Source organism: Candidatus Poseidoniia archaeon, assembly GCA_030748895.1.
Classification (GTDB): Archaea; Thermoplasmatota; Poseidoniia; order MGIII; family CG-Epi1; genus UBA8886.
Map to the genome: position 1 here is coordinate 33,909 of JASMLC010000011.1, position 15,634 is coordinate 49,542.

Annotated in this window: 12 protein-coding genes; 9 read left to right on the forward strand and 3 right to left on the reverse strand. The window is 59.6% G+C overall.

All coding sequences use genetic code 11. The annotated features are described in order from the left end of the window. Positions 1-51 precede the first annotated feature (51 nt). The 7 genes from QGG57_05480 to QGG57_05510 all read left to right on the forward strand — a co-directional run bounded on the left by QGG57_05480 (position 52) and on the right by QGG57_05510 (position 11,062). Positions 52-1,563 carry a hypothetical protein gene (locus QGG57_05480; protein MDP7007618.1) on the forward strand — a complete coding sequence of 504 codons (1,512 nt, stop codon included), beginning with the start codon at positions 52-54 and terminating at the stop codon, positions 1,561-1,563. Continuing rightward, the gene (locus QGG57_05485) at positions 1,560-2,543 is read left to right on the forward strand and encodes a bifunctional N(6)-L-threonylcarbamoyladenine synthase/serine/threonine protein kinase (GenBank protein MDP7007619.1); all 984 of its coding nucleotides are present in this window, start codon (positions 1,560-1,562) and stop codon (positions 2,541-2,543) included. Before QGG57_05480 ends, QGG57_05485 begins: the two co-directional genes overlap by 4 nt. Beyond that, positions 2,534-3,148 carry a KEOPS complex kinase/ATPase Bud32 gene (locus tag QGG57_05490; GenBank protein ID MDP7007620.1) on the forward strand — a complete coding sequence of 205 codons (615 nt, stop codon included), beginning with the start codon at positions 2,534-2,536 and terminating at the stop codon, positions 3,146-3,148. Before QGG57_05485 ends, QGG57_05490 begins: the two co-directional genes overlap by 10 nt. A gap of 252 nt (positions 3,149-3,400) precedes the next feature. After that, on the forward strand, positions 3,401-5,998 hold the full coding sequence (locus QGG57_05495) for a hypothetical protein (protein MDP7007621.1): 2,598 nt from the start codon (positions 3,401-3,403) through the stop codon (positions 5,996-5,998). 43 nt (positions 5,999-6,041) lie between these two features. Continuing rightward, positions 6,042-6,542, forward strand: coding sequence for an ArsR family transcriptional regulator (locus tag QGG57_05500; protein ID MDP7007622.1), 501 nt, complete (start codon positions 6,042-6,044; stop codon positions 6,540-6,542). Next, entirely contained in the window at positions 6,542-7,048 is a 507-nt protein-coding gene (locus QGG57_05505; protein ID MDP7007623.1) for a hypothetical protein, read from the forward strand. The genes QGG57_05500 and QGG57_05505 overlap by 1 nt, the downstream gene beginning before the upstream one ends. A 24-nt stretch (positions 7,049-7,072) precedes the next feature. Next, positions 7,073-11,062 (forward strand): M6 family metalloprotease domain-containing protein, encoded by a 3,990-nt coding sequence (locus QGG57_05510; GenBank protein MDP7007624.1) that lies wholly within the window; start codon positions 7,073-7,075, stop codon positions 11,060-11,062. 60 nt (positions 11,063-11,122) lie between these two features. Here QGG57_05510 and QGG57_05515 read toward each other — a convergent pair whose 3' ends face one another. Genes QGG57_05515 through QGG57_05525 form a run of 3 tightly spaced genes read right to left on the reverse strand, consistent with a single transcriptional unit; the run spans position 11,123 to position 13,386 of the window. Next, entirely contained in the window at positions 11,123-12,187 is a 1,065-nt protein-coding gene (locus QGG57_05515) for a hypothetical protein (protein MDP7007625.1), read from the reverse strand. Further along, positions 12,184-12,681 (reverse strand): CRISPR-associated ring nuclease, encoded by a 498-nt coding sequence (locus QGG57_05520; GenBank protein ID MDP7007626.1) that lies wholly within the window; start codon positions 12,679-12,681, stop codon positions 12,184-12,186. The genes QGG57_05515 and QGG57_05520 overlap by 4 nt, the downstream gene beginning before the upstream one ends. Positions 12,682-12,738: 57 nt before the next feature. Beyond that, positions 12,739-13,386 carry a DUF6293 family protein gene (locus tag QGG57_05525; GenBank protein MDP7007627.1) on the reverse strand — a complete coding sequence of 216 codons (648 nt, stop codon included), beginning with the start codon at positions 13,384-13,386 and terminating at the stop codon, positions 12,739-12,741. Between the two features lie 52 nt (positions 13,387-13,438). Here QGG57_05525 and QGG57_05530 point away from each other — a divergent pair, with 52 nt between their 5' ends. After that, on the forward strand, positions 13,439-14,401 hold the full coding sequence (locus tag QGG57_05530) for a viperin family antiviral radical SAM protein (GenBank protein ID MDP7007628.1): 963 nt from the start codon (positions 13,439-13,441) through the stop codon (positions 14,399-14,401). Continuing rightward, positions 14,394-15,634, forward strand: a 1,241-nt coding sequence (locus QGG57_05535; protein ID MDP7007629.1) for an AAA domain-containing protein, incomplete at its 3' end; no start/stop codon positions are given. The genes QGG57_05530 and QGG57_05535, both read left to right, overlap by 8 nt.

The window sequence follows — 15,634 nt, forward strand, 5'->3', positions numbered from 1 at the left end:
GGTTTTAACTCTCTGTCGAGAGACTTATATCCCGCCGCCGCTCGCGCCGCGATGCGATTCGGGGCTGGAGTGCTGCAGGTCGTTGCGCTGGCTGTCTTGCTGGGCGGCGCGTTGCTGCTGGCGGAGGGCGCCAGCGCGCAGCCGGACTACCGGAACCTGACCGTCGCTGCGAACGAGACGCTGATGCTCGCCGATGGCGAGTTCGAGGTTGAGGGAAACATCGAGGTTTTTGGAGAGCTGGTGCTCGATAATTGCACCCTGGGAATGAAGATGGCTTCCACTTCGGGTGAGGGAGAGATTCGTATCCAGCCGGGAGGGTCGCTGACGGTCAGTGACTGTTCCATGAACGCGATAGGGAACCTGAGCTTCTACCAGTTGGTACTTGACCAGATGGTCGAGCAGGACCCGGCGAATTCCTCCTCTTATGAGCAGTACTATTCCAGCCTTGCGAACGCCTCGGCGCAGTTCCGCGTCGTCCTCGACGAGGGCGAACTGGCGCTGAGCAACGTCACGGTTTCACAGGGTCGCTTCTGGATGGTGGGGGGCAACGCCAGCATGTTTGACGTTTCCAGTAGCGGCCTCAGCCCTATCTACGACATTGGCCTCTTCATCGAGGACACAACGTTCCTCGGCGACAGCATTGAGCTCGCCAACTACGCGGTTGGCGTGCGCGCTATTGGCACCTCGCCAACGCTGCTCGACACCAGCTACGTCAACTGCACCGTCGACCGTACGCAGGAGTGGTGGCTCACGGTCACCGTCCACGATGGCGATGGCGCGCTGCTCGAGGGTGTCCACGTCGTGCAGCGAGATGCGGAAGGGCAGACGGTTGATATCGGCGACCCACAAGGCGACGGCAGCAGTGTCCTCTGGGCGCGAGAATACGAAGTGGTCGCCGGCGTGCGGCAGGATACGCTTTCCACCATCTTCGCCGAGAAATATTTCGGCCTCTATTCGCTGAGCGGGAGCTGGAGCGGAAGCATCTCCGATAACCTGCAACTCGACCTGGTGGTCAATACCGACACTTCGCAGATTCGCTTCAGCGACCTGCAGCTTTCGGTCAATGGCGCTTCCGTCACGCCGGGGCAGTCGGTCGCCAAGTGGAGCACGCTGACAATCAACGCCACCATCGAGAACCCGACCGACTACACGCTGAATTTCGGGGTGCTGCTGGCGGTCAACAACATCAGCGGCTATGCCTCGGGCTGGGTCGCGCTCGAGCCGCGCAGCAGCGGGACGGTGACGCTGGCGTGGAAGGTTTCGCTCGAGGGCTTCCTCGTCGTGAGCGTGCTGGCCGACGACCGCACCATGCCGCTTCCCGACCTGCGCACCAACAGCCATATCCAGGTCGCCTCGACCGCGCCCGTAGCCGAGGAGGAACAGCCGTGGCTGGCACTGCTGCTGCTGCTGGCGCTGGCGGGCGGTGCGGCGTGGGCGCTGCTGGGCGAGGAGGAACAGGACGCCGACGCGGCCGAGGCTGAATCGGCCGACGCTGAGCCCGAAGAACCGGCCGATAATGAAAGCGCCGACGACGAATCCGGCGACGAATCCGCCGAAGATTGAGCGACGCCGTCCTGGGCATCGAGTCCACCGCACACACCGCCGCTGTCGGCATCGTATCGCCTGACGGGGAAATCATGGCCGACCGCAAGGCGACCTTCACGCCGCCGGCGGGGAGCGGCATCCACCCCCGTGAGGCGGCCAACCACCATGCCGTGGCGTTGCCGGGGCTCGTCCGCGAGGCGCTCGCTGACGCGAAGCTGGCGCCGTCCGAGCTGGCGCTGGTCGCCTACGCGCGCGGCCCCGGCTTGGGGCCGTGCCTGCGCACCGGCGCGACCGCCGCACGGGCGCTGGCGCACGCCCACGGACTGCCGTTTTTAGGGGTGAATCACTGCGTTGCGCACCTTGAGATTGGCTTGCTCGAGGGCGCCAGCGACCCGGTGCTGCTCTACCTGAGCGGCGGCAACACGCAGGTCATCGGCTACGCTCACGGCCGCTATCGCGTCTTCGGCGAGACGCTCGATATCGGCATCGGCAACATGCTTGACAAGTTCGGCCGCGAGGCGGGGCTTGAGTTCCCCGGCGGCCCGAAGCTCGAAGCGTTGGCCGAGGGGCCGGAGCTGGAGCCGCTGCCCTACTCGGTGAAGGGCATGGACCTGGCGTTCTCAGGGCTGCTGACCGCGGCGCTGCGAAAGCTCGCCGACGGGATGCCGCTGCCGCGGCTGGCGTACACCATCCAGGAGACAGCGTTCGCGATGGCGTGCGAAGTCGCCGAACGCGCGCTGGCGCACACCGGCAAGACCGAGCTGGTGCTCGGCGGCGGCGTCGCCTGCAACGCGCGGCTGCGCGAAATGGCAACGACGATGGCGGACGAGCGCGACGTTGCCTGCTTCGCCCCCACGAAGGCGTTGTGCGTCGACAACGGCGTGATGATTGCGTGGCTGGGCCACGTGATGCGCGCCGGCGGCTACGAGGCGGGACCGGTCGACGACAAGGTCGACCAGCGCTTCCGCACCGACATGGCGGAGGTATCGTGGCGCTAGAGGCGCGCGGCGCCGAGGCAGTGGTCACGGCCTGCGAGTGGCACGGCCGCCCCGCGGTCGCGAAGCACCGCAACCGCCGCAGCTACCGCCACCCCGACCTGGAGGCGCGACTGGTGGCGGAGCGGCTGCGTGCCGAGGCGCGGCTGCTCGAGCGCGCAGCCGAGGCGGGGCTGCCTGTGCCGGCGCTCTACGCGGTCGACCCCGCCGCGGCGACGCTGGTGATGGCGCGACTCCCGGGCGACCCGCTCGAGCGGGCGCTGCGCGCTCCCGACGGCGCGCGCTGGCTGCCGCAGCTCGGCGCACTACTGGCGCGCATCCACGCGGCGGGCATCGTCCACGGCGACCCAACCACCAGCAATTTTGTTGCTGACGGCGAGCGCCAGCTCGCCGTCATAGACTTCGGCCTTGGCTCCGCGAGCGACGATGACGAGCAGCGCGCGACCGACCTGAGGGTGCTGCTCGAATCGCTCGAGGCGCACCACCCCGAGCTCGCGGCGCGCGAGCCGCTGCTCGCCGCGTACGGCGAGTGGGGCGGCGCTGCCGGCGTGCTGGAGCGGCTGGCGGCGCTCGAGCAACGCGGGCGCTACAACTTGGTGCGCGGTTAATCCACTTTCCCCGTTTTCCGCAAAAAGGTGGGACACACTTTTCATCTCTAATACATTTTGCCGTTAACTTTAAATATAATCAGTTATACTTGATACATCCGTGATTGGTTACCTGAAACTCCTCGTGCTTGTGTTGCCGTGGGAGCTTTTCCTGTTGCCGCTCATCTTCGGCCACTGAACTTTTTACGCTGTCGCAGCGCCGCACTTTTGCGCTTGACGAACCGTTAAGAACGCCGACGGCTTCGCCGGCCGATGGCGAGCGGCGTGGACGCGGGAGGCAGCCGGGCGCACCGCGCCGCCGGCGCGAGCTTGCTTCTGCTCGTGGCGCTGGCGTACCTCACGCTTGGGGCCGACGCCGAGAAGGCGCCGGAGTGGGAATATATCCTGCCGAGCCCGGCGACCGACATCGCGCTCTCGGACGACGGCGTCAACCTCTCGGCGGGCTGGGGCAACAGGCTCGGCTGGTTCTACAGCAACTCGTCGGTGCCGCTGAAGAACTTCCAGCGCGACGCCGCGGGGCCGATGGCGCTCTCGGCCGACGGCAAGTACCTCTTCGCCGCCGGTGAGGGCAATGACGGCGGGCAGAAGCTGACGCTGTGGGAGGAGCGCGCCAAGGAGTGGAATCCGCCTTACGGGGCGGCGATGACCATCACCGACGTTGACGCCTCGGCCGACGGCGCATACCTCGTGGCGGGCGACTACAATGGCAACATCTACGTCTTCCGCCGGCAATCGAGCACCCCTATCTGGACCGCCTCGCTGAGCGAGATTGGCGTGCTGCAGGTGGCGATTTCGCCCGGCGGAACGTGGGTCGCGGCGGGAACGCAGAGTGGCGAAATCCACCTATACGAGCGCTCCTCGGGCAACGAGTCCTGGGTCTATCCCAGCGCTCCGCGAATCTATGACTTGGAATTCGCGCGCGAGGCGCCGCTGCTGGCGGTCGCGTCGGGCTCCGCAAACTCGGGCCAGCTCTACCTATTCTCCAACGCCAGCAGTGAGCCGCTGGTCGACTACCCCATCTCGAAGGCGGTCACGTCCGTCGCGGTCCACCGCAATGGCAGCTGGCTGGCGGGTGGCGCCGACGACGGCAAGGTCTACCTGATCTCGGCGCAGACCGGCCTCGAGGCGTGGAGCTACAGCCTCGGCACCTCGGTCGACGACATCGCCGCCAACGGCGTCGGGACGCACCTGCTGGCGGGCGGCGGCAACAAGCAACTGGCACTGCTCGCGGTGGCCGACGGCGTGCCACTCTGGACTACGACGGTCGAGGACCCCATCACCTGCGTCGCCGCCTCATGGCGCGGCGAATACCTCGCGGTGGGGCAGGATGACCGGCTGGCGCTCTTCTACGAAGCGGCGCTCGACAACCAGCCGCCCAACGCCACCATCGTCTCGATAGCGCCGTCGACCGCAATGCCGGGCTGGAACGTCACCTTCAGCGGCAGCGGCGAGGATTCGGACGGGAACGTCGTCGGCTACTACTGGCGCTCGTCGCGCGACGGCGGGCTCTCCAACGAGGCGCAGTTCAACGTCTCGTGGCTCTCGGCGGGCTACCACACCATCTTCCTGAAAGTGCAGGACAACGACGGTCTCTGGGGCGCCGAGGTCTCGACCGAGGTCGCGATTGGCGACTTCCCGACCGCGACGCTCGAGCCAGTCATCCCCTGCCCCGGGGCGGGCGAGTGTGTCGTCAACCAGGGCGACGCAGTCACCTTCACCGGCAGCGGGACGCCGCTCACCAACGTCTCGGCCGCCATCAACGCCTTCTGGTGGGAGTCGTCACGCGACGGCCCGCTCTCGACCGCGGCGCAGTTCTCGACCAGCGCGCTGTCGCGCGGCTGGCACACCATCACTTTCCGCATCAGCAACACCGACGGCTTCTGGTCGCCCAACGTCACCGCCACGCTGCGCGTCAACGGGCAGCCGACCGCCTACATCGCCAGTGTCTCGCCCAACCCGGCGCTGGTGGGGCAGACGGTGATGCTCTCGGGCGACGGCCTCGACCCCGAAGACGACGCGGTCACCTACCTCTGGAACTCGAGCCGCGACGGCTTCCTCGGCGACAGCATGCTGCTCTACCTCGGGCAGCTCTCGGTCGGCGAGCACCTCGTCACGCTGGCGGTGCGCGACTCCGACGGCTTCTGGAGCGCTTCGGTCAACCGCACGCTGGCGGTCTGGTCGCCGCCGACCGTTACCGCCCTTTGCCCTGAGGACGGCATCGTCGGCGAGGAATTGAACTTCAGCGCCAACGCGAGCGACTCCGACGGGCAGGTCATCCTCTACGAATGGGACTTCCAGTCGCCGACAGGGGTGTTGCTGAAGGTGGATGACTTCGGCGCGACGCCCGACGCATACAAGATCTACGATCGCATGCCGCCAGACGAAGAGAATCCTTTCTACAACGTCGTGCTGCGAGTTACTGACAACGACAGCCTCTCGTCGACCGCCAACTGCGTCGTCTTCATGTCCGAGCCGGCGCTGCCGGCCACGACTGGCGGCGCCGGCGGCAGCGGAGGCTTCTCGCTCGACCTCGGCGAGGTGGCCGGCATCCCCGCTACAACGCTACTCGCGGGGACGCTATTGCTAGTGCTGCTAATGGTCGGCGGAACCATGTTCATGACCCGCGAGCGGGCGCCGCCGCCGCTGGTCGCGCCCACCCCGCTCCCGCCCCCGGCCGCCGCACCATCGCCCATCAGGCGACGCAAGAAGCGGGTGCGTCGCAAGGCGGCCGCGGAGACCGTGACTATCGAATGCCCCGGCTGTAGCGCACGCATGGAAGTGCCGAAGACCGGCGGGGTGCAGACGGTAGAGTGCGACTCCTGCGGCCTCTCGGGCGAGATGGAGCTGTAGGGCCCTCCTTTTTATCGGTGCTCGCCATCACCGGCGCAGCCATATGAAACGTACCAAGTTAATCAACGACCCGGCCGAGCTGGTAGCCCTGTTCCGGTCGGTGGATTCGCCCGAGCGACGTGCGGTGCTCGCACTGCTGGCGGGAGGCTGGACTCTGACGAGTGAGCTGGCCGAGAAGTTCGGTGACGAGGCGTTCGCCGCCATCACCTATTTCGAGAAATTCAAGCTGGTTGAGTCGCGCTGGGAAGTGAAGGATGGCAAGCCCGAGAAGGCATACCGCACCTTCTACAACGCGTTCCAGGTCTCGACCTCGCTCACCTTCGAGGAGACCGAGCAGCTGCTGACAGTAGTGCTTATGACGCCCGCGGAGTTCGATGAAATCGAAGGAAAAATCATGGAGATGGTTGGTGACGAGGGGCGCTTCGCCAATGACATCTCGCGCGAGCTTGAGCTGACCTCGTTACAGCTCAAGGGGCTGGTGCGCCGCTCGGTCAAGTTCGACTTCCGTGGCCATAATATAATCCCTATTCGTGAGGAGAAGTGATGGACGAACCCGATATTGACGGCAGCCTGCCCGGCGACGAGGAAGAGGAGGAAGAACAGCCGGTGCGGCGCGAAAGCGAGCCGGCGGTACGGCGTCAGGGCACGCCCCCCGCCCCGCGTTCCGCTCCCGAGTCGGCGAGCAACTGGGGCGACTTCTCCGAGGGCGCGTCGTCAGACGCGATGCGTGAGAAGCTGTCGCTGATTGCGGGCGCCGGCTTCACGACGCTGCTGGCGTACTTCTATTTCTTTATCTACATGGTCGAAAAGGATATGCTACAGCTGGCGATAGTAGTCACCGTCCTGGTTGCAGTCTCGCTCTGGTTCTACATGCGTGGCGCTGCCCGGATGGATCCGGTGCGCGCCAACTTTTTCGCCGGAGTCATTGGCATCCTCGCGCTCATCGTGCTGTGGCAGGGATGGGACGCTGCAAAGCAGCACCTCATCATCTCGGCGCTGCTCTCCGCATTCTCGACCTTCTGCTTCCTCAAGGCGTCCGAACTGGAGTAGGGTTTGACTGGCATGCGCGGCTCCGTGCGTTGGGCAATTCTGTTCCTGCCGCTACTCGCGCTGCTACTGCTGCCGCCAGCGGCCGCGGTGCCGGCGCTGCCGTACGACCTCGCGCCGCAGCCGCCGGGCCACGCGCCGCCGCAGGACCAGCAGACCGAGCAGCCGCAGCTGGCGCAGCGCGACTGGATTGGCGACGCGCACCTGCTGGTGCTGCTCATCCAGTTCCCCGACTATCCGGCCGACAGCGACCACGACATCGCGTACTACGAGGAGCTGCTGTTTGCGCGCGAGGCGGGCTCGATGTGGGACTTCTTCGACGAGAACTCGTACGGGCAGTTCAACATCTCGGGAACGGTCGTCCCGCAATGGCTCAACGCCAGCGAGAACATGTCCTACTACGGTGAATACGAGTTCCAGAATTCGGAAGCGCAGGGTAACGCGCAGACGCTGGTACGCGAGGCGGTCGCGCTGGCGCAGCCGTTCGTCAACTTCAGCCACTTCGACCGTGACGACGACGGCAATCTTGACCACCTGATCATCGTCCACTCGGGGCCGACCGACGAGTCGAACGGCGGCGGCGGCCCCGCCGGTGACGACGCCATCTGGTCTCATCGCTGGGCGATTTCGGCCGAATACCGCAACGGGACGCGCATAAGCGGCTACGCGATGCAGGGTGAGGGGACGCCAATGGGAGTCTTCGGTCATGAGTTCGCCCACGACCTCGGGTTGCCGGACCTTTACGATACAGACTATTCTTCCTCAGGCATTGGGCACTGGGGCATGATGTCAGGCGGCTCCTGGCTCAATGGCGGTGACACACCAGCCCAGCTCTGTGCCTGGTCCAAGATATTCCTGGGGTGGGTAGAACCTGCCCTGCCCCTCGCGGGGGAAGGGGAGTACAACCTCTCGCGTGTCGAGGACAATGCCTCTATCATGAAGATTCCTATTGACGGCCTCGGCGGCCGCGAATACTTCCTGCTCGAGAACCGGCAGAACGTGGGCTACGACACCTACCTCCCCGGGCATGGCCTGCTAATCTGGCATATTGACGAGGACGGTAGCCAGTCGAACGACGCGCATAGGCGAGTTCACCTGGAGGAGGCCGACAACAACAACAACCCGAAGCAGTCGAGTGATCCGTGGGCAAATATCACCAGTGGCTTCACCAATATCTCGAGTCCGGACAGCGACGACTATGACGGAGCGGAGACGCACATAGGTGTCATCAATATATCAATCTCGGGCAACGTGATGACGTTCGAGCTGCAGCTTCCGTCCGATCTGGCGATAATACGTGCCGACCCCGCCTGGGCCGAGGTTCACCAGCCGACACTGCTGCAGATTGTAGTGGAGAACACTGGCTTCGAGCACTTGAATGCGACGCTGGTCCTGGAGGGAATGGTAGAGCGCACCGTCGCGGTACCGTGGCTCCCACCCGGAGGAAGCTGGGAGTGGAGCGAAGCATGGACCCCGGACGCATGGGGGGATTATGCGTTCGAGGCGGAGCTGCTGGTAGATGATGACGAGCCGGACAATAATGCCCTCTCGCATTCGTTCTCGACTACAGTCGTCATAATGTTCGAGGAATTCGAGAACGGCCTTGCGTGGCCAGTTGCCAACGACAGTCTCTGGAACACGACAGATACACGCAGCTATGGCGGTGAAAGTGCGCTCTGGTGCGGTGCTGGGACAGGCTATAACGATGACATGGACGACGTGCTGCTGCTGCCGCCACTCGAACTCGGAAACTTTGACTCGGCATGGCTTGATTTCGCACACTGGTATCGAACCGAGGCGAACTACGACGGCGGCGTAGTCGAGTATTCCACCGACGGCGAGAACTGGACGCTGCTCGAGCCCGAGGGTGGTTACCCTGGCAGTGCCAGCGCCGCGAACGGCAGCGCCTTCGCCGGCGGCTCGGGCGGCTGGGTGAAGGCCAGCTTCAACCTGACCGGCTTCGACAGCGTGCAACTACGACTACGTTTCGCGAGTGACTTCGGTTCGGTTGATGAGGGCTGGTTCGTTGATGACCTGCTAATCCACGGCCGCCCCTACTACGGTGTCGCTGCGCCACCCCAGATATCGTTCATAATCCCACCTGATTCGGTCGGCAACACGAGCGTCCTGTTCACCAACACTGGCGTCTTCGATGACGATTATATGATTTCCTTGGACCTCCCGGCGGGCTGGAACGGCAGCGTTCCCGCCGACTCCAGTGCCACTGCGGGTGAAACAGTCGGATTAATGCTCGAGCTCCAGCTGCCCGAGCAGGTGCTGATGGGCAACTACAGCGGCTGGCTGAACATCACATCGCAGACTGACGCGAACTCCACCGTATCGGTGTGGCTACACATCGAGGTACCGGATGTGCACCTGCTCGCGGTCACGCCTCTGGCGCCGGCGAGTGGCCTGCCGGGGACGAACATCACCTTCACGCTTACGCTGCGCAACGACGGCAACGTGCCGGAGAGCGTTGCTGTCGGAATCACGGCTGGCGCGTGGGCGGTCGCGGCGCCCGCTAATCTCACCATCGGACCGTACGCGACGCTCGAGTTCAACGTCACCGTCACCGTCCCCGAGGTGCTAGCGGGCAGCCTGCTGTCGACCACGGTCAATCTCGCAGCCGAGGAGACGAACGCAAACGCATTACTGCGATTAACAGTCGAGCAGCGGGAGCAGCCTGGAATCGAGCTGGCGCTGCCGGGCGAGTTCCGCCCGGCCGAGACGCGCAACACCACGCTCACACTCTACAACTACGGCAACGGCTTCGCCAGCATGGAGCTGGCGCTCGCGGCGCCCGCCAACTGGACCATCGGTGGCTGGAACGCGACGTCGACGGTGGCGGCGTGGAGCAACATCACCGTCATCGTGCAGCTTACCGCTCCCGCCGGCGACATCGTCGCCGGCAGCGGAGCGCTATACGTGCAGCTCCAGCACGGCAGCGAAGCGGCGTTCGCTAACGACACGCTGCTGCTGAACCAGACCCACCGGCTGCGCGTGCTCGTCGCCGGCGACAGCGCGCTCCCGGAGCAGAACGGCACCGCCACCGCGACCATCCGCAACCGCGGCGACGGGCTGGTGCGAATTGTCCTGACGGCGAGCGGCGACTGGGAACACGAGCTCTCGCAGACGGTGCTCTGGCTGGCGGCCGGCGCCGAGCAGGATGTGACGCTGCGCGTCGCGGTGCCGGCGGGCACGCTTGCCGGCACTCTCGGCGGCTTCGCGGTCAACGCCACCGACGACGATGGCGCGACCAACGAGGCGGCCGGCACGGTCGAGGCGTTGCAGTACAGCGGCGCGCGGTTCAACGGCGTCTGGGACGCGCTGGTGATCGACGGCGTCCCGGGCTCGCAGATGCTGTCGCTGGTGAGCGAGAGCAACGGCCCGCAGGAGGTCACGCTCGAGGTCCACAGCGACACGGCGTGGGGCTGGAGTCTCGTCCCCCCCTACGACAACCTCGGCGCGTGGGAAGCGCAGGCGCTACAGCTGCTGTTCCAGCTGCCCTACGGCACCCCCGCCAACACCACCGCCAGCGCGACGCTCCAGTGCTGGCGCGGGGGCGAGCTGCTCGCCGAACGAGAATTCAGCGCGACCGTCCTGCCGGAGGAGAGTTACGGCTTCATCGCAGAGTCGTTCGTCTCGGTCGAGCCGGGTGATTCGGTCGAGCTGCCGGTAGAAGTGTGGAACTACGGCAACGTCCCGCACAATGCGCGCATCGTCGCGGTCGTCCCGGGTGGCTGGCAGCCGCTCCCCGTAGACTTCGTCCTCTCCCCGCGCGAGCGGCAGGTGCAGCAGCTGACGCTCTTCATCCCCGGAGGTGTCGAGCCAGGCGTCCGCCAGATCGAGCTGCAGCTGCTCGGCAACGATGGCGTACTGCTCGCCTCCACGGAAATGCAGGTCTCGGTCGTCGGCGATGAGTCGAGCCTCCCGGCTGCCGCGATTTTCTTGTTCACGGGCGTGCTGCTGGTGGGCGGAGTGGTGGTGGCGTGGATGTGGAGACTGGCGGGGAAGTGAGGAGGAGAAGAATGGTGCTGGGTTTGCTATGTTCCGTCATTCAACCTCGTGATTAGAAAACTAACTCTTAGGAAGAAAACCTCTATTCTTCATATCCTCCAATACACCGTGCGCTTTCCTGAAAGATTTAGCGAGGTTCCCCTCAATTTTCACTTTGATGTGCCCTCGGTTCCAGTCCTCCACTTTCTTTCCGTGCCAAATCGAATAAAGCTCGACCCCACCAAGCCGTGTCATGCCAAAGACCATTGTCCCGTAGTAAATGATTCTTGAAACGAAATCTAGGGGAATGGGATTGTTTTTCAGATGTTTTTGGAGCTCCGGGATACTGTATTCCACATACTGTGTTTTGAATGATTTCTGAACTGCCATCTCGACGAAATTCTTGTCTGCGCTGAACAATACGATTTCCGCGTTTCGATCCCCTTCGAACTTCTCGTAGCCTTTTATGATCTCCAAATCGTCCTTTTCTGACGGGGCTTCGTGAAACACGTAGTTCTCTTTCATATTTTTTATCTCGGCCATTCCAATCCGGTGCAGACGTGCACTCAGGGTGGGCTGGTAGAGGAAGTTGGCTGCTTGGGGAAAACCAGTCGCCAACTCTTCCACTTTCTGGAACTTGTACTTGTAGTCCATCCCCTGCATCAATTCCTCGGTTACACCTCCTGCAACCACATGCCCAATCGAATTATCCAGTTTGTGGAGTTTAAGAAAATTTATGATGTTGGAATGGAAGGAACGCCGGAGGACACTGGTGTCATAACCAACCCACAAAGGTTTGCCCCCATGAAATGTATTTCTGCTCTGCGCAGGAGACTTTAGAAAATTCTCGGCTTTTGTCGGGGGAGGGAGGCCCGCGCAGAAAAATGCCTCCATGAACTGGTAGTAGGTTGGTATATCTGACTTGCATCCTGGATTTTTTGAGATAAAGTCCCTTAACTTTGCATCATACTTATTGCGAGGGATTATCTTTGCCTTGAGGTTTCTGAGGGCAAATGTCGCCACCTTCCCAATCGGTGGAAAGAACCATTCAATGGGAGTTTTTTTCTCATAGAGAAGATTGGTAACCAGCTGTAATTCACGGATATTGCAGTTTGGATTCCTCCACAGGGTCTTATCTTTTTTCATTCCCCCAGAATCTCCTTCTTCAGATCATACAACGTCATGAGGTTTGATGGAACCATGGGAAAGGGCTGTCCCGTATGGTTCTTCAGGCCCTTTACATGCAGATAGTAGATTCTGTCTGCCCTATGTTTCACGTCCGCCCCCACACCCATGTACATTGCAAATGCGGACATGTACTTTCTCCCAGGCGTCATATCAATTACAACGGTATGGCCTTTTGTCTTTTCTTCATGGACTATTGATTCCAATTTTTTGGCCAAGTTAGCGAATTCAGTCTCAACAACATCATGAACAATTGGTGTTTCTTGACTACCGTATCTGTTGAGTACGCACTGGTATCCCTTCAGTGCGGCGGCCAGATATCCCTTTTCCTTCACCATTTCGTCGGCGATCAAATGAACACGGTCAGGAATGAACCCCTCTCTCATTATCGCAGCCCAGAGAGTATTGACCCCAGCAAACTTGGAGGTACTCACATTCGTAATCCACACTTTCATGAATTCGCAGACGGTTTCAATCTATATAATCATTTCTAAGTTATTGATTGAATCACACTAAAATGCACGGAGCGCTACTTTTCCAAGAGGTGTGAGACGTATGAGGGTGGCTCTCCCATCGCTTTCATGGGCCATTATGTTCAGGTATCCATATCCTTCAAGACTCTTGCAGTTGTAATTGACCTTCTGGATACTTATGTTCAAGGTATTGTGGATCTGGGTTTGAGTCTGAGGTCTTTTATCGACAGATTTAACAATTTTTCTCTGGATTTCAGTCAGATCCTGAGGCGGAATTTTTGGCGGTGTGAGTTCGATGCTTTTTTCATCATCCTCTCTAACGTAGTAGGCAATCGCACCAATATAATTAGCACCGACAAGAGCCGCGCAAGACATCACCTTCGTTCCCCCTGTCACATTTACGTAAAAATTTGCTTTGGGTTCGATTTTCCGTTCTTTCCCATGGATCTCAATTATTTTTCCGATGATATCAGTGAAATTAAAGGGGTCTATCTCTATTCCTACTACCTCCAGACGCCTGAATAACTTTAGTTCATTGCTAATCTCTCGAATGGCTTTTTCGTGCGAACACAGAAGATACAATCTAGAGATGTTCTGATAGTTCTGAAACGTTTCGATTACAGGCCCCTTCGAGATGGCTTCTCCCTTCGCATGCCCTACTGTGACGAAATGAATATTCAAACTCATATTAGGAATATCCTACAACAAGTATTAATAGTTTTCGGGGCAGGTCTAATTCATGGAAGATGCTGCTGTCCTATCACAAGCCCAAGTACCGTGGGTCCAATCTCCCTCGCAAGGCTATCACAACAAGCGTCCCTCGCCCGAAGAGCCGCTATCCGTAAACTGGACAATCACCACTATATGCAATTATGAGTGCCGGTTTTGTTTTGCACGGTTTCCAGAGATCAAGATTTCGCTCTCTGCGGAAGAGATGCGACAAGTACCTCCAATGTTGAGAGATGCTGGATGCGATAAGTTGACCTTTGTCGGCGGTGAGCCGACACTGAACCGGAACCTCCCGGATCTGCTGAGGATATCCAAGGAAGCTGGATTGACAACTATGATTGTCACCAATGGCACTATACTGAATGAACACTTTATGAATGAGAACCATGAATTTATCGATTGGCTCTCACTCAGTGTTGACAGCCAATTCGAGCAGATTGAAAAAGAACTAGGGCGAGGGACAGGAGAGCATGTTCAGCAAACCGTTGACAATGCAAAGCTTGCCCGTAAATTTGGTGTCCGGTTGAAGATGAACTCAGTGATCACCAAACTGAATTACATGGAAGACATGTCGAAGTTCATACTTGAACTCAAACCGGAACGCTGGAAGGTTTTCCAGGTGCTGGAAATTGATGGACAGAACGACCTTAGCGTCGGACCGCTTCTTCTGAAGGATGATGAATTCGAAATATTCAAGTGTAAGCACCGTTCTCTTATTAAGAAAGGATTGGATGTGGTATTCGAGGACAATGACCTAATGCGTGGTTCATATGTGATGCTAGACTCTCTCGGACGGTTCTTTAACAACCATGAAGGCGGACACGACTATGGTCCTTCCATATTCGACGTGGGTGTCTCCAAGGCTCTCGAATATGTCCGGTGGGATGTCAAAAAGTTCGTTCGGCGCGGCGGACTATATGGATGGCGTGCTGGCCCGAAGTGCGACACGCGATGCGGGAGTGTGAATGGCTAAATTACACTACGCGAATCTGGGTAAGGAAATACCTGAGAAAACCATGGCAGACGCTTTCTATCGTTTAAACCCCATCAAACAGTATATTATGAGAGCGATAGAAACCATGGAAAATCTCCAATATAAATTGAAATGGGAACTAGTACTTGGGGTTAAACCTCCTGAAAAAGTAGATAGGCTAAGTCACCGCCCATTATCACAGAGTGAAAAACATAACCACGGCGAAATTACCACTAATAGGATTCACATATATTCGGATGACCCCCTTACCTCACAAAAAGTTTTCGATGATTTTCACGAAGCCAAATATATACTAGATAGTTCCGGCAAACAAACATGGAAAAACTCTATAGAAGTGCTTGATACAGAACCCAAAGAGAATGTCTTGGTGGTTAACAGAATTCCAAAAACCCCACATATATACTTGCGCCCAAACACCCATGGTTTAACTCGACAAATGCGGGCCCTTCACTTCTTACAGCATTCGCCAAGGAAGGAATACCTGCCACTCATAACACTCACAGAGAATGAATACTCTGCAAAGTGGCCCCAGTTTAAAAAAACTAAAATTTCAAAGTGGGAAGTGCTCACGGATAGAAGCAGACCGGGCACTGATTTGCAACGCGAATTCGTTCAAATCGCACTGCCCACGCCTAAAACTGGAACGCCGGACTTCGCAATACTGGAAGGGCCTCCCGGCTCTGGGAAAACAACAGCAATCTGCGAACTTGTTATCCAGGCAATCAAGAACGGTTTGAGGGTCCTGCTCTGCGCCTCCACCCACATAGCTGTTGACAATGTCCTTGAGAGATTGAAAGACCAGAAGGAAATTATCGCGGTGCGAATCGGGCTCGATATCGGCCGTGTGAAAAAGTCTGTGAGAGGGCTGACTTTCCAGAGGCGCAAGGACACAGAGAGAGAATCCATCATCGACTATCTGAATAAACTGGGTGGGCGGAGGAACGATTCACAAGAATATCTGCTCAAGGCATTAAGGTCGGACGAAGGTGACAATGTCATCACCAAAATCATTCTGGATTCAGCCAATCTGGTCTGCGGCACGACAATGGGTTTTCTCCAGCATCCGGACATCAAAGCCGCGAGAGATCCGGAACCACTTTATGACATCATGATCCTTGATGAAAGCAGCAAGACCACGTTCCAGGAGTTTCTTGTTCCGGCACTTTATGCGAAGCGCTGGATACTATCCGGCGACGTGAAACAGTTATCGCC

What these genes read in the sequence shown, in the direction of transcription:
- QGG57_05495 (MDP7007621.1), top strand. Translation starts at nt 3,401, where the DNA reads ATGGCGAGCGGCGTGGACGCGGGAGGCAGCCGGGCGCACCGCGCCGCC.
- QGG57_05500 (MDP7007622.1), top strand. Translation starts at nt 6,042, where the DNA reads ATGAAACGTACCAAGTTAATCAACGACCCGGCCGAGCTGGTAGCCCTG.
- QGG57_05515 (MDP7007625.1), bottom strand. Translation starts at nt 12,187, where the DNA reads ATGAAAAAAGATAAGACCCTGTGGAGGAATCCAAACTGCAATATCCGT.
- QGG57_05530 (MDP7007628.1), top strand. Translation starts at nt 13,439, where the DNA reads ATGGAAGATGCTGCTGTCCTATCACAAGCCCAAGTACCGTGGGTCCAA.
- QGG57_05525 (MDP7007627.1), bottom strand. Translation starts at nt 13,386, where the DNA reads ATGAGTTTGAATATTCATTTCGTCACAGTAGGGCATGCGAAGGGAGAA.
- QGG57_05520 (MDP7007626.1), bottom strand. Translation starts at nt 12,681, where the DNA reads ATGAAAGTGTGGATTACGAATGTGAGTACCTCCAAGTTTGCTGGGGTC.
- QGG57_05480 (MDP7007618.1), top strand. Translation starts at nt 52, where the DNA reads ATGCGATTCGGGGCTGGAGTGCTGCAGGTCGTTGCGCTGGCTGTCTTG.
- QGG57_05505 (MDP7007623.1), top strand. Translation starts at nt 6,542, where the DNA reads ATGGACGAACCCGATATTGACGGCAGCCTGCCCGGCGACGAGGAAGAG.